We start from the raw sequence: 23,247 nt of genomic DNA, 5'->3' as shown, positions 1-23,247 counted from the left end.
CCCGTGCGGTTAACGGGCTACGGCGCGCCTTCACGCTCAGGAGAGATCGTGGAGATCTTTCTCCAGCAAGGGCGTGAGGGCAATATCGCTAAAATGCACCTCCAGCCCCTGGCGTTCGGGGGTGCAACACATCATGCCAACGGCGCATTGCGCATGTGGGAAAGGGCAAAGCCGTAACAGCGGCCACACCTGCCCGTCGGTGGAGTACTGCAGCCGCAGCGCATCCCCTTTGCGGCTCAGGCGCAGCCAGAAGTCCCCGGCATCGCCAGGAAACAGACCTGTTGCCCAGTCAGACTGACCAAGCGTCAGCACGCTGCCCATCGCCGGCGCACCGTCGTTAAACTCGATCCCGGCTTTCAGCCAGTGCTGGTTGTCTGCCACCAGCAGAATGCCCGCCTGATCGTACAGGGCCGAGAAGCGCGCCCGTATCCGCACCTGAAAGGTAAAATCCCCCGTTACGTCGCGCACAAAACCATGCCCGCTAAAGCGCTCAAAGCCGTACCAGGTGGTTTGCCAGAAATCGGTATTGCCATCGGTCACCACGCTAAGCCCGTCCGGCGTTTTGCGCCAGACTTGCGGCGCGTTAATCCAGTAAAAATCGTCCGACATGTTTCGCTCCTTCTCCCATTAAGCGGCTTAACGAGTGTTGCCTGGGGTGAGGATTATTTCCAGGGTGAGGCAGACAATCCGCGCAACGTATTGCCAGTGAAGTGGACTGATAATGGCGTGTTCAGGTTGCTATATTTCGCAAACGGCGCGCGACGTGCCTGATTTTGCATACGCAGTGGGGCAGATAATTAAATGAAAATGTCTGTCACGTAAGAGCTACTCCCCTCATTAATCCAGGGAGGGGAGGGCTTAAACCATTAGCGCAACCTTGGATACTGGTCCGCTATCGCATCACCCGTAAACTGCGCGATCCATCCTTCGGGGTTATCGAAAATCCGGATAGCGGTAAAGTTTGGCTCTGAGCCCATATCAAACCAGTGCGGGGTACCGGCAGGCACGGAGATCAGATCGTTTTTCTCGCACAGCACCTGATAAACCTCGTTGCCGATATGCAGGCAGAACAACCCGGCGCCTTCTACAAAGAAACGCACTTCGTCTTCGCCGTGGGTGTGTTCGTTAAGGAATTTCGCGCGCAGCGCTTCTTTTTGCGGGTTATCGGCGCGCAGGCTGATCACATCCCAGCTCTGGTAACCTTTTTCTGCGACCAGTTTCTCGATAGCGTGCTGGTAAGCGGTGATCACCGTTTCTGGCGTCGGGTTCACACCCAGATCGTGGTCGGCCTGCCAGCGTTCAAAACGCACGCCTTTGGTATTCAGTTGCTGCTGGATCTCTGCAGCGTCGGTGCTGTGCCACACCGGTGCGCTGGCATCGTTATCGGTATAAATTGTCAGTGCGCTCATGAAGGGATCTGCTCCGGCTTAATGGTGCTGAAAGAGGAAACCTGATGATGATGACTGGCCGGGTCTTCATCGTCACGAATCAGTTGTACGGTGCGAAAACCGGCCTCTTCTGCGGCGTCCAGCTCCTGGTGAATATCCGACAAGAACAGGATGGAAGAGGGCGGCAGTGCCAGTTGCGTCGCTATATTGCGGTATGACTGCACCTCTCGTTTCGCGCCGATCAGCGTATCGAAATACCCGCTGAACAAATGAGTAATATCACCTTCGTCGCTGTAGCCAAATAACAGTTTTTGCGCTGCCACTGAGCCCGAGGAATAAACATACAGATCAAGGCCCTGCGCCTTCCAGTTTTCAAGCTGCGGCAAAACGTCCGGGTAAAGGTGGCCGGTAAAGTCGCCGTTGACATAACCATCGCGCCAGATGATCCCCTGCAACGCTTTCAGTGCGGTGGATTTTCGGTCTTCATCCATAAACGCGAACAGTACATCAATGAGTTCGGCGGTGCTGGCATCCGGTTGCGCGACTTCTTCACGCAGATTATTCAGGATGGTACTCACCGGCTCTTTGTATTGCTCCGCCGTCACAAACCCGGCCAGCCGTTCACGGGCGTAGGGGAACAGTATGTTATGCACAAAGCGGATATCACTGGTGGTGCCTTCAATATCGGTAACGATAGCGCGGATCATAGTCTCTCCAGCAGGCGGCGCTGCAGTTCGCATTCAAATAAAAATTCCAACCCTTCCAGATGACGGCGGGCTTCGGCGACATTGCGCCCCCAGCAGGTCAGCCCGTGGCCGCGCAGCAGAAAACCATAACGTAAGCCGTGGGTCTGCGCATAGTCCTCAATGCGTGTTGCCAGCGCGTCGATGTCCTGATCATTATCGAAAATCGCCACTGGCACCGTATCCAGGTGTGTGGTCTGGCCGCTGAGCGACTTTTGCATTTCGTAGCCATCAAGCAACAGGGCGGCGGATTTTTCGATTCGCGAAAGCACGGTGGCATTAACGGTATGTACGTGCAGCACCGCGCTGGCCTCGGGGTAGAGACGGTAGATCAAGGTGTGCAACCCGGTTTCCGCCGAGGGTTTACGGCCGGAAGGCGCATGATTGTCGGCAATAGAAACCTGCAAAAAATCTGCGCTGGTCAGGCTGCCTTTATCTTTGCCGGATTCGCTTAGCCAGCACCAGTCGGCGTCCTGACGTACAGACATATTGCCACCGGTTGCGGGGGCCCAGCCTTTTGCCCCCAGCCAGTGGCAGGCAGAAACGAGTTCATGGAGTTGCAGGTTGTCGGTCATAACGCTTCCTTATAAGGAATATTGTTATCGTATAGACGTCTAAGCGTCTTGATTGCCAAATACTAGCATCGTGTTATAGTGGCGGCAACATGCGTATAACAACCAGGCAGCTGATAATGAGCAATAACGCACTGATTCCACAAAGTAAACTGCCCTCGCTTGGCACCACGATCTTCACGCAAATGAGCGCACTGGCGCAGCAGCATCAGGCCATTAACCTGTCGCAGGGGTTCCCGGATTTTGACGGTCCACGCTATTTGCAGGAGCGGCTGGCTTTCCATGTGGCGCAGGGCGCGAATCAGTACGCGCCGATGACGGGTGTACAAGCGTTGCGCGAAGCGATTGCGGAGAAAACCGAGGCACTGTACGGCCATAAACCGGATATTAACAGCGACATTACCGTTACCGCTGGGGCAACCGAAGCTCTGTATGCGGCGATTACGGCACTGGTGCGTCCGGGAGATGAAGTGATCTGCTTTGATCCCAGTTACGACAGCTACGCGCCAGCGGTGGCGCTCTCCGGTGGTGTGCTGAAGCGCATTGCGTTACAGCCGCCGCACTTTCGCGTCGACTGGCAGGCATTTGCCGGGCTGTTGAGTGAGCGTACGCGTCTGGTAATTTTAAATACGCCGCATAATCCCTCCGCAACGGTATGGCGAAATGCGGATTTTTCCGCGCTGTGGCAGGCTATTGCCGGGCAGGAAATTTACGTGCTGAGTGATGAGGTTTACGAGCACATCTGCTTTGCCGAAGAGGGGCATGCCAGCGTGCTGGCGCACCCACAACTGCGTGAGCGTGCGGTGGCGGTGTCGTCATTCGGTAAGACTTATCATATGACCGGCTGGAAAGTGGGTTACTGCGTGGCGCCTGCCGCCATCAGCGCGGAACTGCGCAAAGTACATCAATATCTGACCTTTTCGGTTAATACCCCGGCACAGCTGGCGCTAGCAGACATGCTGCGCGCCGAGCCGCAGCATTATCGCGACTTGCCGGGGTTTTACCGCGCCCGCCGCGATGTGCTGATCGCGGCCCTCAGTCAGAGCAAGCTGGAGATTTTGCCGTGTGAAGGCACCTACTTCCTGCTGGCGGATTACAGCGCGATCTCCGATCTTGATGACGTAAGTTTCTGCCAGTGGCTGACCAAAGAGGTCGGGGTGGCGGCCATCCCATTGTCGGTATTCTGCGCCGATCCGTTCCCGCACAAACTGATTCGCCTGTGTTTCGCAAAACAGGAGTCGACGCTACTGGCTGCGGCAGAGCGCCTCTGTAAACTGTAATGCGCCTCGGGCGGTGCTGCCTGCGCCGCCTTACTTCTCGCCCATTATGGCGTGCAGTTTTTCTGCATCCGGCAGTCCCACCTCCTGCTGTAACACGTTGTCTTCATTCATGTAATAAATAGCCGGAGTGGCGTTTGCGCCGAGATCGTCCATGATCTTTTGATTGATGTTGAGCTTTTTCAGGATTTCCGGCGGCACGTTTTTTGGCAGAGTTAACGCCATTTTGCCGTTCGATTGCTCATAGTCGTGCCAGCTTTTCGCGGGATCTTTCGCGCTCATGATCGCGGCCGCAGCTGCCGGGCTTTCGGGTTTGATCACCCCGACCATTAGCGTGCGGATCTGTACTTTGCCGGCTTCCACCCACGGGCGAGCCTGTTGCCAGAACTGCTTGCAATACGGGCAGTAAGGATCGGCAAACACATAAACCACGCGCGGAGCCTCTTTTTTACCATCAAGGATCCAGTCGGCTTTTTCCATTTGCTGCCATAATGCGCGACCCGCCGGAGCATAGATCTCTTTAGCGATCAGTTTCTCGCTCAGGTTATTGCCAGCGCCATCGTACATATAACCAGAAATTGCGTGTTTGCCGTCCGGCGTGAGGTAAATGGTAACGCCCATTTCTTGGTATTTGCCGAGATAGCCCTTCATTCCCCCTGGCGCGTCGAAGGATTTAATGATAGTGATGCCTTGCTTTTCAATGGCCTTGACCGGTGCGGGCAGCTCTTCGGCGTGCAGGGTAAGCGGGAGCAGTGTCAGCATTAACAGGCGTTTACACATAAAAATCCTTATTAAATCAACGGATAAAAATGAACTTAGGGCAAACCTATTACAATCATCGGTAAGACCTCAGCTCAGAGCATTGTCGCGGGCGGCCAGCAGTGGTGTAATCATCAGGCTTGATGACCTAAGGTTATGAGCGCAACACTTTGCCAGCTTGCTGGCGCTGAAGTTACCCACGGGTATTTCAGGTATCGAGGCCACCCGTCGCGGTGGCCTTTTTACTTTTGGCATACCAGCCGTTCACATGGTTGTTCGTTGCGGGTTGTTAGCTAACGCTTATTGATTTGATAAAGCAAACGCATTAGCCCTATCAAACAAAGTTCGTTACCTTACACCCCATCGAAAACACGGAGGAAGTATAGATGTCCTTAATTAATACCAAGATTAAACCTTTTAAAAACCAGGCGTTCAAAAACGGTGAGTTCATTGAAGTAACCGAGAAAGATACTGAAGGCCGCTGGAGCGTCTTCTTCTTCTACCCGGCTGACTTCACCTTCGTATGCCCGACCGAACTGGGCGACGTGGCCGATCACTACGAAGAACTGCAGAAACTGGGTGTGGATGTTTACTCTGTTTCTACTGACACTCACTTCACCCACAAAGCGTGGCACAGCAGCTCCGAGACTATCGCAAAAATCAAATATGCGATGATCGGCGACCCGACTGGCGCCCTGACCCGTAACTTCGACAACATGCGTGAAGATGAAGGGCTGGCCGATCGTGCTACCTTCGTCGTTGACCCGCAGGGCATCATCCAGGCTATCGAAGTCACCGCTGAAGGCATCGGCCGCGACGCATCTGACCTGCTGCGTAAAATCAAAGCAGCACAGTATGTGGCATCTCACCCAGGTGAAGTGTGCCCGGCTAAATGGAAAGAAGGCGAAGCGACTCTGGCTCCGTCCCTGGACCTGGTTGGCAAAATCTAAATTTCTGCGCATATCGCGCCATAGCGCTGTTGGCGTTGCTTGCTCACCCCGGTCACTTACTTGTGTAAGCTCCCGGGGAATTACCCGCTAGCCGCCTTGCTCTGTCGCGAAATTGCTGGAAATTGTCTCTGATACGGGTGCTTTTTTGCGCCCGTTTTATTCAGCACCATGATGCAAGTTGCATTAGTGCAGCCACACTGTCGGCTTGCATGATGATGTTTTACGAGAGGGAATAACGATGCTCGACACCACAATGAAAACGCAACTCAAGGCGTACCTTGAGAAACTGACCAAACCTGTTGAGTTGATTGCCACGCTGGATGACAGCGCGAAATCGGCAGAAATTAAAGAACTGCTGGCAGAAATCGCTGAATTGTCTGAGAAAGTCTCTTTTAAAGAAGACAACAGCCTTACGGTGCGTAAACCCTCATTCCTGATCACTAACCCAGGTTCGAACAACGGCCCGCGCTTCGCCGGTTCGCCGCTGGGTCACGAATTTACTTCGCTGGTGCTGGCATTGCTGTGGACCGGTGGACATCCGTCTAAAGAGGCGCAAGAGCTGCTGGCGCAGATCCGCGATCTCGACGGTGATTTTGAATTCGAAACCTATTACTCACTTTCCTGCCATAACTGCCCGGATGTGGTGCAGGCGCTGAACCTGATGGCAGTGCTTAACCCGCGTATCAAACATACGGCGATTGATGGCGGTACTTTTCAGAACGAGATCACCGATCGTAACGTGATGGGCGTGCCGGCAGTGTACGTGAACGGTAAAGAGTTTGGTCAGGGGCGTATGACGCTGACGGAAATCGTCGCCAAAATCGATACCGGTGCAGAAAAACGCGCGGCGGAAGCGTTGAACAAACGCGAAACTTACGATGTTCTGATTGTGGGTTCCGGCCCGGCGGGTGCGGCAGCCGCAGTCTATTCGGCGCGTAAAGGTATTCGTACCGGTCTGATGGGGGAACGGTTTGGCGGCCAGGTACTGGATACGGTCGATATTGAGAACTACATTTCCGTGCCGAAAACCGAAGGCCAGAAACTGGCCGGCGCGCTGAAAGCCCACGTTGCGGATTACGAAGTGGATGTGATTGACAGTCAGAGCGCCAGCAGGCTTGTGCCGGCAAGCGTTGAAGGCGGCCTGCATCAGATCGAAACCGCCTCTGGCGCAGTGCTGAAAGCACGCAGCGTTATCATTGCTACCGGGGCAAAATGGCGCAACATGAATGTGCCGGGTGAAGATCAATATCGCACTAAAGGCGTGACTTACTGCCCGCACTGCGACGGCCCGCTGTTTAAAGGCAAACGTGTTGCGGTGATCGGCGGCGGTAACTCCGGTGTTGAAGCGGCTATCGATTTGGCCGGTATTGTTGAGCACGTCACTTTGCTGGAGTTTGCGCCAGAGATGAAAGCAGACCAGGTTCTGCAGGATAAAGTCCGCAGCCTGAAAAATGTCGATATCGTACTGAACGCGCAAACCACAGAAGTGAAAGGCGACGGCAGTAAAGTCACCGGGCTGGAGTACCGTGACCGTGTGAACGGCGATATTCACCAGGTCGCGCTGGCCGGGATCTTCGTGCAAATTGGGTTGCTGCCTAATACCACCTGGCTGGAAGGCGCCATTGAGCGTAACCGCATGGGCGAGATCATTATCGATGCCAAATGCGAAACCAGCGTGAAAGGCGTCTTTGCGGCGGGCGACTGTACGACGGTGCCGTACAAACAGATCATTATTGCTACCGGTGAGGGTGCCAAAGCCTCACTCAGTGCGTTCGATTACCTCATTCGCACGAAAACGGCATAACTCACAATAAGAAAGTAAGGCATTACCTGCACATATGAAGAGGCTACCTTCGGGTAGCCTCTTTTTTTACGCTGCGCGTCTGGCGACTTGACCGCTTACCTGACGACCAGCACCGGAATATGCGCGTGGCGCACGATATTGGCGGCATTGGAGCCGAGCAAGTGTGTCGAGATAGACGGGTTACGCGAGGCAATCACCACCATATCGGCATGCTTTTCTTCCGCCAGCTCGTTGACCATATCACGCACGTTACCAAAGCGAACATGGGTATGAATGCGTGACGAGTCGATATGAAAGTGAGTGATCATGGTACTCAGGCGCGTCTGCGCTTCGTGTTGCAGATGTTCTTCGAAACGGCGCAAATCGGCAGCGAAACGGTGCAGACTGAGGCTGGCGGAGGCGGGCAACACATGCAAAAGATGAATAACGCCTTCGCTCTGGACCAGAAATTCAGCGTGTCGCACGGCTTTGTCGCTTAACTCCATTTCGAAAACATCGACCGGCATAATGAGTGTCTGATACATAAACGCTTCTCCCTGTAGATTATGTCCATCTGATTGAAGCATAAAGGGGAGAAATATTTTGTTGCCTGGCTGGCAAATATGATGAATGGATGAGAGCGGAAAGAGGATGCGGATGCATCCTCTGCTAAACAGCGCAGCGGCGGGGATTAGAGCATAAAGTCGCCAGCAGCTTCAGGCTGGTAAAGTAACGCCAGCACTTCAAGGTCGGCTGTGGTGCCGCCCGGTAATGTCCAGTGAATGGTATCGCCCACGCGCAGGCCCAGCAGTGCGGCGCCGACCGGGGCCAGCACAGAAAGCTGAGTTGCGCTGTCTGTCACCTGCGACGGGTAGACCAGCGTGCGCACGCGTTCTTCACCGCTTTTCAGCTCGCGAAACTTCACCGTACTGTTCATCGTGACCACGTTATGTGGCATCGCTTCCGGCGCGCACATCTGCGCACGATCCAGCTCTTCATTTAGCGCATCCGCGACCGGCAGGCTGGCGTAAGCGGGTTGCTCAAGCAGGCTGTCGAGGCGCTCAGCGTCTCGCTCATTAATAATAATGGCAGGTCTGGGCATCTGTTACTCCATGACATTTGATTGATCCAAAGAAAAACCCTCGCCGACGGGCAGCGAGGGTTTGTCTACCGGTGATGATACTGACCCTGTGACGTACTGTGAAGTGACCCCGCGCACATTTGCCGGATTTCTGCGTGCTAATAACCCGCTTTGTCGATCACAAAACGATCGCCACAGTTACCCGGATGCGGCTGTGGCAACAGTGAGCCTGCGGCTAATGGGGCATTGATGGCATCGGCCTTGATGGCGATCTGCATCTCTGTGAGCCAGGCCGGATTGCCGTTACAGGTCAGTTTGAAGGCTTTTACGCTCTGAGGGCCATAAGCGTGTGCCACGGCGTGGTTAAACGCGTCGCGGGTGACCGTTTTGCCGTAGTTGTCGGCGAGGAAAACGCCGAGTGCACTCTGTTTGATTTCGGTGTTCATCCGTACCATTGCACCGAAATAATCGTCTGGATCGAAACCAAAGCACACGCCATGTTTGGCATATTCGTACCGCTCCAGGCAGGTATTGCTTCCCGCGCCGGGCATCACGGCATTGAGCTTGTTGGCAACTTCCAGCGATAGCCCGGTTTCTGCCGCAGCACATTTTCGGGTGGCTTTGGCTTCCGGCATGTTGGGAATGGGGCGCGTCGCGCAGCCAAAACGCATCCAGCGATTGTTATCGACACCGCGGGCGGCAATCGATTTGGGTAACGACGGCCACAGGCCATGCACCGTCAAATAATCGGCTTTGTTTGCCGGCTCTTTTTGCAGACGGCACTCATCGGGTTCGCTACGGCCGCTGTCATGCAGACTCTGGCAAAACCCGGTTTGCCAGGAGAGCGCCAGCACATACCGATCAAAGTCACCGTACTGTGTAGGTTGCAGAGGGGCGGCGTCAGCAACGGAAAGCCACGTTGCGACCATGCCCATGCTGATGATAGCGAGTCCCTTTTTAAGCATTTCAATTCCTGATGGGTAAGCCCTGCTTATTGTCATAGGCTATTAAACCATAAAAAAAGCGCCGTAAAGGCGCTTTTTCATCAGTGAAAAGGCTTAATGTGCGACAACGCCGGGCACCAGGAGTTCTGTGGCGATGATCACCACTATCAACCCGACGACGACCGGCACAGAGGTGCGTTTCACCACTTCAAACGGAGAGATGTTCGCCATCCCGGCGACGGCAACCACCACGCCAGAAACCGGTGAAATCGTGCGGCCAAGGTTGGAGGCTTGCAACATAGGAATCGACAGATATGCCGGGTTAATGCCGGATTCATGTGCCAGTTTGGGGATCATCTCGACAAAAGCATAGAACGGCGCGTTACCGGAACCGGTGGTCATGGCCGCCAGCATGGTAAGGATCACCAGCACCAGCATCAGAATAATGCTCGCTGAGCCAAACGAGGTGGCGATGGAAATCAGACTTTGAATAAAGCCAATGGTGCTCAGACCCTGGGCAAAGACCCCGGCGGCAACCAACAACATCACCACGCCTGCAAAGGCATCTGCCATGCCGCGGTAAGCGACTTCCAGGCCGGAAAACACCTTCTGCGTGTTAAACCCGCGGATAAATTCCAGCACGGCCGCCAGCAACATACAGATCACCAAAATGGTGATGATGTGCAGCTCCGGGCCCCATTTACCGTCAAAAATCAGCACCCCGATGATCGGAGTAAACGGCAGGAGGGCATAAAACGTCGGCGCCGTGGTGGTGATGTCTTTTACGTCCAGCATTTCACTGACGATATGCTCTTTTTTATCCAGATAGCGCTGCCAGAAGAAGTGCGCCACCGCCATCGCCACAATGGCTGCAATGGAGATAGGCAGGGTGGTTTTAAAGGCGAAATCCACCAGTGGCATTTCAGCGGCTTTGGCCGCCAGTACCACGTCTCCCGAGGTCGGAGAAAGAATAATGGCGGCAGGAGAGGCGCAAATCGCCGCAGCGGCACCGCGACTGATACCGACGTTCACCATTACCGGAAACAGCGTCGCCATTAACAAAACGCCCAGGCCCGTTGCCGAAGAGACGGCGAGTGACATCAGGCAGGCCACAAAATAGGCGGCAATCATCAGAATATATGGCGAGTTAATAAAACGCAGCGGGCGGGAGGCCAGTTTCACCACCATGTCGTTAGCGCCAATGTGCGTCATATAAGCGGCAAAACCGCACAGCATCATGATCATCATGCCGAGATCGCCGCCGCGGCTCATCAGCAGGATTTTCACATACTCGACAATATCAGTTGCGCTATAGCCGGTGCTGGTGGCGCTACCGGGTAAAATTTTATGCCCCATTAACGCGCTGACAATTAACAGTGCCAGGCCGCCAACAAACAGCACGCCGGTGGCGGAGTAACCTTTGATGATGTAGCGTGCAACGCCGACAATCACCACTACGCCGATCAGCAGTTCAACGAGTATAGAAATCATGTTATGGGTTCCGCAGGTTGGCCCGAAAGATAAGTAAGTAAAAAAACAGCAACGCAATGTGCCGAATAACACCTTTTCAGTAGATGATTAAAATCAACAAAGCAGCGCTTTGAGGGAATAATCGCGGTAAATAATTATCCGGAAACGAAATAAAAAAAGACATTCAATAAAGGCCATCGATTTAAAAAACGGTGATTGTTTTTTAAATGATGCAAAATGGTTAATTGCTTTGGGTGATTTGGTTTCTGTTTGCAGCCGGACGTAAATTTGTCAAAAAAAACTTTAAAAATAAAAATTGGCCTGCTTATACTCGCCGTTAATTTCTTTTCACCTTCTGGTGCTTTATGTACGCAGGCTGGCTATACCGATTGCGCTTTATTAAGCGGCATCTTTTGATGCTGCTGATAGCATTCGGTTGGCTGTTGATACAGAGCCAGGTCGCGGTCGCTTCCCATGACTGTGCATTAAGCGTGCAGAGCGGCAATGTTATGGTTCAGCATATGGACCACAGGATGATGGCAGGCAGCGCGCCGCAAACAAACACCCTGAAAACGCCGCTGTGCGAAAAGCATTGTGTTCCGGACCTGGCGCAAAAAGAGACGCCGCACCCGCCGCTGGTGGCGTTGCCGGTTAGCCTCTCTGTTGCGGTCGTCAGACCGGTTTGTCATGAAATGTCCCGAGAGGGATGGTCATTAACCCCGCCCGCCGCAGGCCCGCCGGCAACGATCCGTTTTTGCCGGTATCGGGAATAGATAACTGTTAATCCATTGAATTTAAAAATTTTATGATTAACAGGAGTCTTACTATGCGTTCTTATGTCCTTTATGCGCTTGCCGGCGCAATGCTGTTCTCTTTTTCCGCCGCTCAGGCGCAAACCCCGCACGATATGCACGGCATGCACGATATGTCGCAGCATAACGTCATGCCCATTGACGTGTACCAAAGCCAGGGCGTAGTGAAAAAAATCACCCCGCAATCCATTTCTATCGCGCACCAGGCTGTGCCCGCGCTCAACTGGCCACCCATGACGATGCAGTTCTCGCTGGCGGAGGGCAAGGTCCTGCCCGTCGTGCAACCTGGCGACAATGTCAGTTTCACCTTTATGCAAAGCGAGAACGGTTACCAGCTCGTTTCGTTGACGCCGCAACAGTAACCGGGGGCAGACATGGAACGATGCACACTGAGCCTGCGGCTTGGTGGGGTGTTGCTCGGGTTGATGTGCTCTGCCGTACAGGCGGAGCCACTGACGCTGACGCAATCCCTGGCCGCCGCGGAGCGCTACTCTGCTGAACTTTCTGCAAATCGCAATGAGGCGCGCGCGCTGGATGCGATGGCGGATTCTGCCCGCCAGCTGCCGGATCCAAAGCTGAAATTCGGTATTGAAAACGTCCCGGTACAGGGCAACAACGATCGCCGTTTAACCCGAGAAGGCATGACCATGCAGCGGGTGGGCATCATGCAGCAGTATGTCAGCGCCGAAAAACGCGATCGCAAAGCCGATACCCTGCTTGCCGAAGCCCGTATCGTAAACGCCAAATCAGCAGTAGTGCGTGCCACGCTTCAGCGTGATACCGCTCAGGCCTGGCTGGAACTCGCGTTGTCGGAAAAGGCCTTACACACTGCGCGCCAGTTACTGGCGGAGACGGAACGACAGCAGGGTGCGCAGCACGCCAGCGTGAGTGCAGGCGATGCCGCGCCAGACAGTGTTCTTGCCTTTCGCGTTGGATTGAGCGCCATGCGCGACAAAGTCACGCTGGCGGAACGCGATGTGCGACTGGCGCAAACCCGCCTGTTGCAACTGACCGGGCAAAACGTGACGGATGTGGCCGGTGAGATCCCCCACTATCAACGACTACCCGCCGATGAAAACTCGCTGGAACAGGCCATTTCCCGGCATCCAGATGTGATGGCCGCTGCGAGTGCCGCCAACAGCGCCAAAGCCCGTTCTGCTGAGTCTGCTATTGCGGCCATTCCGGATGTGGAAGTGGAAGTATGGTATGGCCGGCGTGCCGAGGGGTACGAAGATATGGCGGGAGTCATGTTTACCGTCGACTTGCCGCTGTTCCAGTCCCGTCGTCAGGACAAGGATCATGCTGCGGATGTTTCCCGGACGCTGCAGGCCAACGATCAACTTGCGCTGACCGAGCGGGATCACGTGGCGCAACTGCACGCGCTGATTGCGGAATACCATGCCGCTCAAACCCTGTGGACCCGACAGCGTGATGAGGTGCTGCCGCTGTTACGCCAGCGCGCCAGTTTGCTGGCGTCACAGTATCGTGCCGGGCAATCCGGCTTACCGGAGTTGCTGGAAGCGCGGCGTAATGTTCTCGATGGTGAGCTTGCTGCTAACCAGGCTGAAAAAGCCATGGCACGGACGTGGGCCGCGATCCGCTGGTTGATCCCGCAGGAGTTAATGTCATGAATAAAACCATTTTAGCGCTCCTGGTTGCTGCCGTTGCGGCAGCCGGCATTGGCTATTTTGCGGGTCGCCAACATGTTGTCCCGGCAACGGCGGGCGCCCCTGCGCCGGAGCGTAAGGTGCTGTACTGGTACGATCCGATGGTACCGGATCAGCGTTTTGATAAGCCGGGGAAATCCCCGTTTATGGATATGCCGCTGGTGCCGCGCTACGCCGATGAGGCACCCGCCATCGGGGGCGTGAGTATCAGTGCGCAACAACAGCAAAACCTCGGAATGACCACCGCCCGTGTAGAGAAACGCACTCTCGGTAGCGCGTTTTCAGCTTTCGCCACTGTCACCACTGATGAACGCAGTGTCCGTAGTGTGCCGTCGCCAGCGGCAGGCGTGGTCGAGAAACTGTATGTCCGGGCGCCGCAGCAGTGGGTGAAAAAAGGTGAGGCGCTGGCACAGTTGTGGATCCCGCAGTGGACGGCGGCCCAGCAGGAATATCTGGCGGTGCGTCAGTTAGGCGATGCCGCGTTGACACGGGCAGCCCGCGAACGGCTGGCCTTGCAGTTTATGCCGGAGGCAATTATCCGCGCCGTTGAGCGCAGCGGGAAACCACAAACCCGCCTGATACTGCGTGCCGGGGAACAGGGCTATGTGGTGAAGCTGGACACCCGTGAAGGGGCGCAGGTGGTTGCCACACAGAGTCTTTTTGAACTGGCGAGCCTCGATCCGGTGTGGCTGGTCGTGGATTACCCGCAAACGCAGGCATATGCGCTGGCGGCAGGCAGTGAAATTTTCGCCACCTCCGCCAGTTGGCCGGGGGAGCAGTTCCACGGTCGGGTCAGTGAATTATTGCCACAACTGGAGACCGCCACCCGAACGCTGAAAGCTCGTATCGTGCTCGACAACCGCCAACAAAAACTGAAGCCAGGCATGTTCCTTACCGTTACCGCAGCACAATCCTCGCAGCAGGCCGCAGTACTGGCCATGCCAGAGGAGGCGCTGATTACCACCGGAGCGGCCAACAGAGTATTGCTGGCGACCGGGGAGGGCCATTTCCAGGCTGTGAATGTCACTGTTGGCCGCACAGCACAAGGCTGGGTCGAAGTTCTGTCGGGGTTAAAAGAGGGCGACAGTGTCGTGACATCGGGTCAGTTCCTGATTGATTCAGAAGCCAGTCTGCGCAGCGCGTTGCCGGCTCAGCACTCTTCGGCTGCAATGGAAAAAAGCGTTCAGCAATATGATGCTACGGGCGTAGTGAAGGCCATCGATAACGGCAGTATCACACTGGCGCACCAGCCTGTACCGGCGCTCAACTGGGGGGCGATGACCATGGATTTTGTGATGAAAGCACCGCAACCGGCGATCAACGTTGGAGACAAGGTGATGTTCAGTTTTACGCTGGATGATGAGGAAGGGGCGGTGATCACGCATCTGATGCCGGTGCAGGAGGCAATGAAATGATTGCTGCTGTCATTCGCGCATCGCTGCGTAACCGCTTACTGATCTTGCTGGCCGCCGTGGTGCTCACCGGTTGGGGGTTGTGGTCGCTACAACGCGCACCGCTGGATGCGTTGCCGGATCTGTCGGATGTGCAGGTTATCATTCGCGCCAGCTATCCAGGCAAGGCGCCGCAAATTATCGAAGATCAGGTTACGTATCCTCTGACAACCGCCATGTTGTCCGTGCCGGGCGCAAAAACGGTGCGGGGGTATTCGATGTTTGGCGATGCCTATGTCTATGTCCTGTTTGATGATGATACCGATCTCTACTGGGCGCGCTCGCGCGTGCTGGAAAATTTAAGTCAAATCCAGTCTTCTCTGCCTGCCGGGGTGAACGTCGGCCTGGGCCCGGATGCGACCGGCGTAGGGTGGGTGTATGAGTATGCGCTGGTGGATCGCAGTGGGAAGCACAATCTGGCGGATTTGCGGGCGTTGCAGGACTGGACGCTAAAATTTGAGCTGAAAACGGTGCCGAACGTTGCTGAAGTGGCAAGCGTGGGCGGTATGGTGCGCCAGTACCAGATCGTCGCCGATCCGGCACGCATGCGGGCGCTCACTATTACGCATGAACAGCTGGTCAGTGCGGTACAGGCGGCCAATCAGGAGAGTGGCGGGGCGTTGCTGGAGATGGGCGAAGCTGAATATATGGTGCGTACGACCGGTTATTTGCGCCAGTTAGCGGATTTTCGCCAGACAGTCATCGCCAGTCGCGACGGAGTGCCTGTAATGCTGTCCGATGTGGCGACGGTGCGCCTTGGGCCTGAGTTGCGTCGCGGTGTGGCGGAGTTTAACGGGGAAGGGGAGGTTGCGGGGGGTATCATCGTGATGCGTTACGGCAAAAATGCCCTGCAAACCCTTCATGCAGTGAAAGCAAAGCTCCGCGAGGTGCAAAAAACCTTACCTGCGGGCGTTGAAATCGTGCCGGTCTATGACCGTTCGACGCTGATTGAACATGCTGTCGGAACGCTGACCCATAAACTGATTGAAGAGTTTCTTGTCGTGGCGCTGGTTTGCACGCTGTTTTTGTTCCATTTTCGTTCAGCGCTGGTGGCCATTGTCTCTCTGCCGTTGGGGATTTTGGGTGCGTTTATCGTGATGCATTATCAGGGCATTAACGCCAATATTATGTCCCTCGGCGGCATTGCAATTGCTATTGGCGCGATGGTAGATGCAGCCATTGTAATGATTGAGAACATGCATAAGGTGATGGAGCAGTGGCGGCATGATAACCCCGGCCAGCAACCGACGGGCGCTGATTACTGGCGCTTTTCAGAAAAAGCCGCCGTTGAAGTCGGCCCCGCGCTGTTTTGCAGTCTGTTGATCATCACGTTGTCGTTTATTCCGGTGTTTTCGCTGGAGGCGCAGGAAGGGCGCATGTTTTCCCCCCTGGCCTTCACCAAAACCTGGGCCATGGCCGTGGCGGCCGGGCTGGGTATCACGCTGGTACCGGTACTGATGGGGCTGTTTATTCGCGGCAATATACCCGACGAGAAAGCCAACCCGATTAACCGCTTCCTGATCCGCATTTACGAGCCGCTACTGGATCGGGTGCTGGCATGGCCGAAAACGACGCTGGCCGTTGCACTGGCGTTTTTGATCGCTACATTCTGGCCGCTAAGCCAGTTAGGAAGTGAATTTATGCCTCCCCTCAATGAAGGCGACTTGCTGTATATGCCGTCGACTTTGCCGGGGATTTCTGCCCGTGAAAGCGGGCGTCTCTTGCAACAAACCGACAGGCTTATCAAAAGCGTGCCAGAAGTGGAAAGCGTGTTCGGCAAAGCCGGACGGGCAGAAAGTGCCACCGACCCTGCGCCACTGACCATGCTGGAAACCACCATTCGTTTTAAACCGCGCGATCAGTGGCGGGCCGGGATGACACCGGAAAAACTGGTGGAAGAGTTGGATAAAACCGTCAACGTGCCAGGTATCGCTAACGTTTGGGTGCCACCGATCCGTAACCGGCTGGATATGCTGGCAACCGGCATAAAAAGCCCGGTGGGGATAAAGGTGAACGGAAATAACATTGCAGATATTGAGCGTGTGGCGCAGCACATTGAGCAGGTGGTGAAGCGCGTTCCGGGCGTGACTTCCGCGCTGGCGGAACGTCTGGCAGGTGGCCGTTATGTGGATATAACGATTAACCGCCAGCAAGCCGCACGTTATGGCGTATCAGTTAAAGAGCTGCAATCGCTGGTTTCAACCCTGGTCGGTGGAGAAAACATTGGCGAGGTGTTACATGGTCGCGAGCGTTTCCCCATTAATGTGCGCTATCCACGTGAAGTGCGTGATAGTGTTGATTCCCTACGGAATTTACCGGTGATCACCGCCAACGGCGAGCAAATCGCCTTGGGTGAGTTGGCGGATATTGTGGTGACGGAAGGCCCGCCCATGTTGAAAAGTGAAAATGCACGGCTGTCGAACTGGATCTATGTCGATCTGCGCGGACGTGATTTGAAGTCAGCGGTGGATGAGATGCAGCAGCGGGTTGCGGAGCAGGTACAACTGCCGCAGGGGGTGACGCTGTCGTGGTCAGGTCAATTTGAATACCTGGAACGAGCCACGGCAAAATTAAAAGTCGTCCTGCCGGTAACGCTAATGATTATCTTTGTGCTGTTATTTATCACCTTTAAACGTGTGTCAGATGCCTTATTAATAATGGGGACTTTACCCTTCGCATTGATTGGCGGTGTGTGGTTGTTATGGCTGCTGGGATATAATTTATCTGTTGCCGGGGCGGTCGGGTTTATTGCCCTTGCTGGCGTGGCGGCAGAGTTCGGCGTTATTATGGTGCTGTATCTTAACCAGGCGCTGGAAAAATACCGGCAGCCTGGCGGTGGGGAGGAAAATAGCCGACTGATGCGTGCCATTCATGAGGGCGCAGTGTTGCGCGTACGCCCGAAAGTGATGACCGTCGCGACCATCATGGCGGGGCTTTTGCCTATTATGTGGGGCGGTGGCAGTGGTTCTGAAGTGATGAGCCGTATCGCTGCGCCAATGATTGGCGGTATGGTCACTGCCCCGTTGCTATCGATGTTTGTGATCCCCGCAGTGTATTTGCTGCTGCATAGAAAACGGTAGATTAATTTGCGCCCCAATATCGGGGCGCTCATCCATTATTATTAAGAAATAACTTAAAAAATAAATTCCTTACCAATCTTTTCAGTATTAATCCGATTTCGTTAAGGGAATATTCAGATAGCATACCCGAGAATATATCCTGTTTCGTAATATGGAATAACTACAGTGTCTGTAAATAAGAAGTTTTTTTGTATTTTATTATCTTTATTTTGTCAGCTTTCGGTGGTTAACACAGTACACGCAGCAGAAAAGGGCTGGTTTTCTGATTTTACTGACGACGTAAAGCAAACCTGGCAGCAACCTGAGCATTACGATCTCTATGTGCCCGCCATCACCTGGCATGCGCGTTTTGCCTATGACAAAGAGAAAACTGATCGTTATAACGAGCGCCCCTGGGGGGCTGGTTTTGGTCAGTCCCGTTGGGATGAAGATGGAAACTGGCATGGCCTCTATTTGATGGTGTTTAAAGATTCCTACAACAAATGGGAGCCGATTGGTGGCTATGGTTGGGAGAAAACCTGGCGTCCTCTGGCTGACGACAACTTTCACCTTGGCCTGGGGTACACGGCTGGTGTGACTGCGCGTGATAACTGGAAGTACATACCCATTCCGCTGGTTTTGCCGCTGGCATCGATTGGCTATGGTCCGGCAACGTTCCAGATGACCTACATCCCTGGTACGTACAACAATGGGAACGTCTACTTCGCCTGGATGCGTTTTCAGTTTTAATGCTTTCCACGAGAGGCAAGTGATTTGACGTGGCGAACAGTTTTTAGACAGTGGCGAAACGCGGGATAAACCCGCTATCGAAAAAAACTTCGCGACATTTATCACTTTTTCTTGAATAACGACTGGACAAAAGTCGTCACAATTGTTGTACTGATACACGACACAGCATTTGTGTCGTTTTTTCATGTAAAGGTAATTTTGATGTCTAAGATTAAAGGTAACGTTAAGTGGTTTAATGAATCCAAAGGATTCGGTTTCATTACTCCGGAAGATGGCAGCAAAGACGTGTTCGTACACTTCTCTGCAATCCAGAGCAATGGTTTCAAAACTCTGGCTGAAGGTCAGCGCGTTGAGTTTGAAATCACTAACGGTGCCAAAGGCCCATCTGCTGCTAACGTAATGCCTGTCTAATCAGCTGCGTTGAGCAAGAATTTCAAAACCCGCCGAAAGGCGGGTTTTTTTTGTGGTCTCAGTTTGCATTCGCCGCTGAAAATAACCACATCGCCAGCGCCGTCATCGCAAACGAACCCAATAAATTAACGGCAACATTGAGTAATGCCCAGCCTGCACGCCCTTCCTGCAACAGAAACACCACTTCCGCAGAAAAGGTCGAGAACGTAGTCAACCCACCGCAGAACCCGGTGGTCAGCAAGACTTTCCACATCGGGTCAATATGCGTCATACGGTTAAACCACGCCAGCCCCATACCGATAATAAAAGCCCCCAGCAGGTTAGCTGTCAGGGTACCCAGCGGGATCGCCTGATGCGCCGGGTTAAGCTTCATGCTCAACATCCACCGCGCGACGCTGCCCGTGCCTCCGCCGATAAATACTGCTAAAAGAAGTTGTAACACCGTGAAATCCTGCTATTTGATTAGTAAGAGTGTGAGTTTAGCGCTACGGCCTCTTAATGGCTATGACGGCAAACGTGGAGGAGACGAGATGATAGTTGCGGCTGGGCAGTTCGTTGTCACGCCCGGATGGGAAAGCAATGCGCAAACCTGCGTATCGTTGATGGCGCAAGCCGCTGCCCGTCAGGCGTCGCTATTGGTTCTGCCAGAGGCTTTACTGGCGCGGGACGATAATGACCCTCATCTGTCGGTGAAATCCGCTCAGGAGCTTAATGGCGGCTTCCTGCGAGTACTGCTTGATGAAAGTCGGCGCAATAGGCTGACGACGGTACTCACCGTGCATGTACCGTCGACGCAAGGGCGGGCAGTAAATACGCTGGTAGTACTGCGCGGCGGGGAGATCATCGCGCAATATGCCAAGCTGCACATGTACGATGCCTTTAATATACAGGAGTCCGCGCGTGTGGATGCAGGGAATGAAGTCGCGCCGCTGATTGATGTGGACGGTTTCAAAGTCGGTCTGATGACCTGTTACGATCTTCGTTTTCCGGAGCTGGCAATGAAGCTGGCGCTGGGCGGAGCGCAAGTGTTGGTATTACCGGCAGCGTGGGTGCGTGGCCCGCTAAAAGAGCAGCACTGGGCGACGCTCTTGTCGGCGCGGGCGCTCGACACCACCTGTTATTTGGTGGCAGCTGGCGAGTGTGGCAATAAAAATATCGGGCAAAGTCGGGTAATTGACCCACAGGGTGTTACGGTTGCCGCTGCGGCAGAAGTACCTGCTTTGATTTTTGCTGATGTCAACCCGGAGCGACTGGCAGAAACACGAGAGAAACTACCCGTTTTACGGAATCGACGTTTCGCTGCACCGCAATTGCTGTGATGTTTTTTTAAACAATGCTTGATTCATCTCGTAACAGATTGCTATTGTGTGCGCGCGCCGAATGACCGTTAATGAAATCCGGTTATAATGGTGCTTTATGCAGCCTGTTTTACGAAAGAAGGTATCTATGGGTGAGATTAGTATTACCAAACTGCTGGTCGTGGCGGCACTGGTTGTTCTGCTGTTCGGAACCAAGAAATTGCGCACGCTGGGCGGTGACCTGGGTGCAGCCATCAAAGGCTTCAAAAAAGCCATGAACGATGATGACGCCGCGAAAAAAGACGCCGAAGGCGGAGTCGCGACAGAAAAACTCTCTCACAAAGAGTAACCGCCCCCGACAGGCGAAAAAAAACCGGCCAGTAAGCCGGTTTTTTTGTTTTTGGTGTAAGCAAGTGTTACTTCACTTCCTCACCTTTTGCCTGCAGGTCGGCATGGTAAGAGGAGCGAACGAACGGACCGCATGCGGCATGGGTAAAGCCCATAGCCAGCGCTTCTTCTTTCATCTCGTCAAATTCATCCGGGCTGACATAGCGCTGAACCGGCAGGTGATGGCGGCTCGGCTGCAGGTACTGGCCCAGCGTCAGCATCGTCACGCCGTGGCGACGCAGGTCACGCATCACTTCAATGATTTCTGCATTGGTTTCACCCAGACCTACCATCAGACCTGATTTGGTCGGAATTGAGGGGTGCGCTTCTTTAAAACGCTCCAGCAGCTTAAGGGACCAGTTATAGTCCGCCCCCGGGCGTACCTGGCGATAAATGCGCGGCACGTTCTCCAGGTTGTGGTTAAACACGTCTGGCGGCGTTGCGGTCAGGATCTCCAGCGCACGATCCATACGACCGCGGAAATCCGGCACCAGCGTTTCAATTTTAATCGACGGACTTTTTTCACGGATCGCGGTAATGCAATCGGCAAAGTGCTGAGCGCCACCGTCGCGCAGATCATCGCGGTCGACAGAAGTAATAACCACATAGCGCAAGGCCATATCGGCAATGGTCTGTGCCAGTTTCTGCGGTTCATTTGCATCAGGTGCGACAGGGCGGCCGTGGGCGACATCGCAGAACGGGCACCGGCGTGTACAGATGGCACCGAGGATCATAAACGTTGCGGTACCGTGGTTGAAACACTCAGCGAGGTTCGGGCAGGATGCCTCTTCGCAGACAGAATGCAGGCCGTTTTTACGCATGGCCGCTTTGATACCCTGAATACGGGAAGAGTCGGCCGGAAGTTTGATTTTCATCCATTCCGGTTTTCTCAGCAGAGCTTCACGCTCTGTGGCCACGTTTTTAACCGGGATAAGAGCCATTTTATCGGCATCGCGGTATTTAACACCGCGTTCCATCACAATGGGTTTACTCATAGCGTGCGTGTTCCAGTTGCGGGTAACGAAGTCAGCATTTCAATTCAAGGGAATGTTGTATTTATCAACTATTTTTGAATTAACGTGCGCGCAGTATACCATTGATGGCGGGCGGAAAGCAGCCTGACAACCTGCCTATTTGTAAAATAGTTGTTGTTTTGTGCAGAATGACCAGAAAGGGTAAGTACAATGGACAGGTGAAAACGGGCTTTAAAAAGCCCGTCGGATGACATCAATAACGTTTTCCAGCACCGGATCCCGCAGACTCAACTTGTTGTAATACACAGAAATATCGAGGTTTTCTGAGCTAACAGGCGGGAAGTCGATCTCGACCAGTGGCCAGCAATCGCTGAATAATTTGAACAACTGCGTGGTCATCAATCCCAGCAGATCGCTGTTGCCGATCAGTGCTGCGATAGTAAACATATTGTAACTGCTGAAACTGATCTGGCGCTCTGGAAAGAGATCCTGCACCCGTTGACGTAAGCCGCTCAGATTTTGCGCTTCCAGCATCACCATCGTGTGCTCATACTGCTGCAAAACCTCTTCGTTAATCGGCCCGTTCAAACAAGGATGCCCTTTACGGCACACCAGCATCAGGCGATCGGTATACAGCACATGGCTGTTAATCGCGCGTGACGCAGGAAGATGGGTGTCAATAATTAAATCCGTCTGAAACTGACTCAGTTGGCTTTCGCCATCTTTTACCGGAATATTGCGTATCATCAGGTGCGGGGCGCTGGCCTTTATTGCCTGGTAGATAACAGGTAAGGCTAATGCACCAATAGAAGGGGTAGTCCCAATCGTTATAGTACGCTGCTTATCGTAGCTGCCGGTGAGATCCAACGCGCCAAGAATAGATTCCAGTCCCTGACTAATATATTCATGCAGGTGCGAAGCGTAAGCCGTCGGCGTAACGCCCTGGCCTTTACGAATGAAAAGCGGATCGGGAAATATTGAGCGCAATTTTTGAATTGACTGGCTAATAGCAGAAGGCGTGAGGTTCAGCACTTTTGCCGCGTTAACGATCCCTTTGTGGACATATACTGCTTCAAAAATAGTCAATAAGTTGAGATCAATATTACGCAGTGTCCGGAAGATTTGCGGTTTGTCGTCCTCTGGTCGCCCGGTTATTCGCTTCGCCGGCAGGTTATTATTATCCACGCTTCTGCTCCGTAATCATTCGCAATATGAATGATAGTTGAATTTGTTTTTTTTGTTGATTATTAATTTGAGTTAACGTCCTGTCTCATATCATCATTACGTAGGTTTTTCATCGCGATGGCAGACAAGCACTCAAAAGACGTTTGGCCATAAGCATGAATACGAAGCCCGGGAAAGCATCGTAATGCTTATTAACCCGACAAGGCAGGTAGGTTGAAAATAGAGAATATGGCCTCTATTGTAAAGCGCTAACAGGTCAAATAAATAACGACCCGCACGAAATGCG

At 53.8% G+C, this 23,247-nt stretch carries 24 protein-coding genes; 12 read left to right on the top strand and 12 right to left on the bottom strand.

Annotated elements, in window-relative coordinates; all coding sequences use genetic code 11:
• Positions 1-36: 36 nt before the first annotated feature.
• The 4 genes from ACUY4S_RS16550 to ACUY4S_RS16535 form a co-directional block, all read right to left on the bottom strand.
• Complete coding sequence (locus ACUY4S_RS16550) at positions 37-609, bottom strand: DUF1349 domain-containing protein (RefSeq protein WP_312691420.1); 573 nt, start codon at positions 607-609, stop codon at positions 37-39.
• 257 nt (positions 610-866) lie between these two features.
• Complete coding sequence (locus ACUY4S_RS16545; protein ID WP_458023350.1) at positions 867-1,409, bottom strand: 1,2-dihydroxy-3-keto-5-methylthiopentene dioxygenase; 543 nt, start codon at positions 1,407-1,409, stop codon at positions 867-869.
• Complete coding sequence (mtnC, locus tag ACUY4S_RS16540) at positions 1,406-2,095, bottom strand: acireductone synthase (RefSeq protein ID WP_458023349.1); 690 nt, start codon at positions 2,093-2,095, stop codon at positions 1,406-1,408. Before mtnC ends, ACUY4S_RS16545 begins: the two co-directional genes overlap by 4 nt.
• Complete coding sequence (locus ACUY4S_RS16535; RefSeq protein WP_312691417.1) at positions 2,092-2,706, bottom strand: methylthioribulose 1-phosphate dehydratase; 615 nt, start codon at positions 2,704-2,706, stop codon at positions 2,092-2,094. The genes mtnC and ACUY4S_RS16535 overlap by 4 nt, the downstream gene beginning before the upstream one ends.
• 116 nt (positions 2,707-2,822) lie before the next feature.
• On the opposite strand from ACUY4S_RS16535, the gene ACUY4S_RS16530 reads away from it, so the two are divergent.
• Positions 2,823-3,983 (top strand): pyridoxal phosphate-dependent aminotransferase, encoded by a 1,161-nt coding sequence (locus ACUY4S_RS16530; protein ID WP_312691416.1) that lies wholly within the window; start codon positions 2,823-2,825, stop codon positions 3,981-3,983.
• Between the two features lie 30 nt (positions 3,984-4,013).
• On the opposite strand, the gene dsbG is transcribed toward ACUY4S_RS16530, so the two are convergent.
• A complete protein-coding gene (gene dsbG, locus ACUY4S_RS16525) occupies positions 4,014-4,760 on the bottom strand; it encodes a thiol:disulfide interchange protein DsbG (RefSeq protein ID WP_458023348.1) in 747 nt (248 codons plus the stop codon).
• Positions 4,761-5,125: 365 nt separating this feature from the next.
• Here dsbG and ahpC point away from each other — a divergent pair, with 365 nt between their 5' ends.
• Together ahpC and ahpF are read left to right on the top strand one after the other, a co-directional pair.
• A complete protein-coding gene (gene ahpC, locus ACUY4S_RS16520; protein ID WP_002894394.1) occupies positions 5,126-5,689 on the top strand; it encodes an alkyl hydroperoxide reductase subunit C in 564 nt (187 codons plus the stop codon).
• A gap of 238 nt (positions 5,690-5,927) precedes the next feature.
• Positions 5,928-7,493, top strand: a complete 1,566-nt coding sequence (ahpF, locus tag ACUY4S_RS16515) for an alkyl hydroperoxide reductase subunit F (protein ID WP_312691414.1) — start codon at positions 5,928-5,930, stop codon at positions 7,491-7,493.
• A 95-nt stretch (positions 7,494-7,588) separates the two neighbouring features.
• Here the strand turns inward: ahpF and uspG are convergent, their stop codons facing one another.
• The 4 genes from uspG to dcuC all read right to left on the bottom strand — a co-directional run bounded on the left by uspG (position 7,589) and on the right by dcuC (position 10,988).
• On the bottom strand, positions 7,589-8,017 hold the full coding sequence (uspG, locus tag ACUY4S_RS16510) for a universal stress protein UspG (RefSeq protein WP_312691413.1): 429 nt from the start codon (positions 8,015-8,017) through the stop codon (positions 7,589-7,591).
• A 146-nt stretch (positions 8,018-8,163) separates the two neighbouring features.
• Complete coding sequence (rnk, locus tag ACUY4S_RS16505) at positions 8,164-8,574, bottom strand: nucleoside diphosphate kinase regulator (protein WP_312691412.1); 411 nt, start codon at positions 8,572-8,574, stop codon at positions 8,164-8,166.
• Positions 8,575-8,711: 137 nt separating this feature from the next.
• Positions 8,712-9,488 (bottom strand): ribonuclease I, encoded by a 777-nt coding sequence (gene rna / locus ACUY4S_RS16500; protein WP_458023354.1) that lies wholly within the window; start codon positions 9,486-9,488, stop codon positions 8,712-8,714.
• Between the two features lie 123 nt (positions 9,489-9,611).
• Entirely contained in the window at positions 9,612-10,988 is a 1,377-nt protein-coding gene (gene dcuC, locus ACUY4S_RS16495; protein WP_312691410.1) for an anaerobic C4-dicarboxylate transporter DcuC, read from the bottom strand.
• 395 nt (positions 10,989-11,383) lie between these two features.
• On the opposite strand from dcuC, the gene ACUY4S_RS16490 reads away from it, so the two are divergent.
• The 7 genes from ACUY4S_RS16490 to cspE all read left to right on the top strand — a co-directional run bounded on the left by ACUY4S_RS16490 (position 11,384) and on the right by cspE (position 19,117).
• Positions 11,384-11,740 carry a DUF2946 domain-containing protein gene (locus ACUY4S_RS16490; RefSeq protein ID WP_312691409.1) on the top strand — a complete coding sequence of 119 codons (357 nt, stop codon included), beginning with the start codon at positions 11,384-11,386 and terminating at the stop codon, positions 11,738-11,740.
• Positions 11,741-11,793: 53 nt separating this feature from the next.
• Positions 11,794-12,141 carry a copper-binding protein gene (locus tag ACUY4S_RS16485; protein ID WP_458023347.1) on the top strand — a complete coding sequence of 116 codons (348 nt, stop codon included), beginning with the start codon at positions 11,794-11,796 and terminating at the stop codon, positions 12,139-12,141.
• Between the two features lie 12 nt (positions 12,142-12,153).
• A complete protein-coding gene (locus ACUY4S_RS16480) occupies positions 12,154-13,410 on the top strand; it encodes a TolC family protein (protein ID WP_458023346.1) in 1,257 nt (418 codons plus the stop codon).
• Positions 13,407-14,861: an efflux RND transporter periplasmic adaptor subunit gene (locus tag ACUY4S_RS16475; protein ID WP_458023345.1), complete on the top strand. Its 1,455-nt coding sequence runs from the start codon at positions 13,407-13,409 to the stop codon at positions 14,859-14,861. The genes ACUY4S_RS16480 and ACUY4S_RS16475 overlap by 4 nt, the downstream gene beginning before the upstream one ends.
• Complete coding sequence (locus ACUY4S_RS16470) at positions 14,858-17,977, top strand: efflux RND transporter permease subunit (RefSeq protein WP_458023344.1); 3,120 nt, start codon at positions 14,858-14,860, stop codon at positions 17,975-17,977. The genes ACUY4S_RS16475 and ACUY4S_RS16470 overlap by 4 nt, the downstream gene beginning before the upstream one ends.
• 165 nt (positions 17,978-18,142) lie before the next feature.
• On the top strand, positions 18,143-18,706 hold the full coding sequence (gene pagP, locus ACUY4S_RS16465) for a lipid IV(A) palmitoyltransferase PagP (protein WP_458023343.1): 564 nt from the start codon (positions 18,143-18,145) through the stop codon (positions 18,704-18,706).
• 201 nt (positions 18,707-18,907) lie between these two features.
• A complete protein-coding gene (gene cspE / locus ACUY4S_RS16460) occupies positions 18,908-19,117 on the top strand; it encodes a transcription antiterminator/RNA stability regulator CspE (protein ID WP_007373839.1) in 210 nt (69 codons plus the stop codon).
• A 58-nt stretch (positions 19,118-19,175) separates the two neighbouring features.
• Here the strand turns inward: cspE and crcB are convergent, their stop codons facing one another.
• On the bottom strand, positions 19,176-19,559 hold the full coding sequence (gene crcB, locus ACUY4S_RS16455) for a fluoride efflux transporter CrcB (protein ID WP_312691403.1): 384 nt from the start codon (positions 19,557-19,559) through the stop codon (positions 19,176-19,178).
• 88 nt (positions 19,560-19,647) lie between these two features.
• Between crcB and ACUY4S_RS16450 the strand changes: the two genes are divergently transcribed.
• Positions 19,648-20,436: a deaminated glutathione amidase gene (locus ACUY4S_RS16450; protein ID WP_458023342.1), complete on the top strand. Its 789-nt coding sequence runs from the start codon at positions 19,648-19,650 to the stop codon at positions 20,434-20,436.
• Positions 20,437-20,563: 127 nt separating this feature from the next.
• Positions 20,564-20,764, top strand: coding sequence for a twin-arginine translocase subunit TatE (tatE, locus tag ACUY4S_RS16445; protein WP_458023341.1), 201 nt, complete (start codon positions 20,564-20,566; stop codon positions 20,762-20,764).
• A gap of 67 nt (positions 20,765-20,831) precedes the next feature.
• Here the strand turns inward: tatE and lipA are convergent, their stop codons facing one another.
• Both lipA and ACUY4S_RS16435 read right to left on the bottom strand, forming a co-directional pair.
• A complete protein-coding gene (gene lipA / locus ACUY4S_RS16440; protein ID WP_312691400.1) occupies positions 20,832-21,797 on the bottom strand; it encodes a lipoyl synthase in 966 nt (321 codons plus the stop codon).
• A 210-nt stretch (positions 21,798-22,007) separates the two neighbouring features.
• On the bottom strand, positions 22,008-22,961 hold the full coding sequence (locus ACUY4S_RS16435) for a YbeF family transcriptional regulator (protein WP_312691399.1): 954 nt from the start codon (positions 22,959-22,961) through the stop codon (positions 22,008-22,010).
• Positions 22,962-23,247 lie beyond the last annotated feature (286 nt).

The sequence above is a fragment of the Kosakonia beeri genome (genome assembly GCF_054165705.1).
This window is presented reverse-complemented; position numbering and strand designations above follow the sequence as displayed.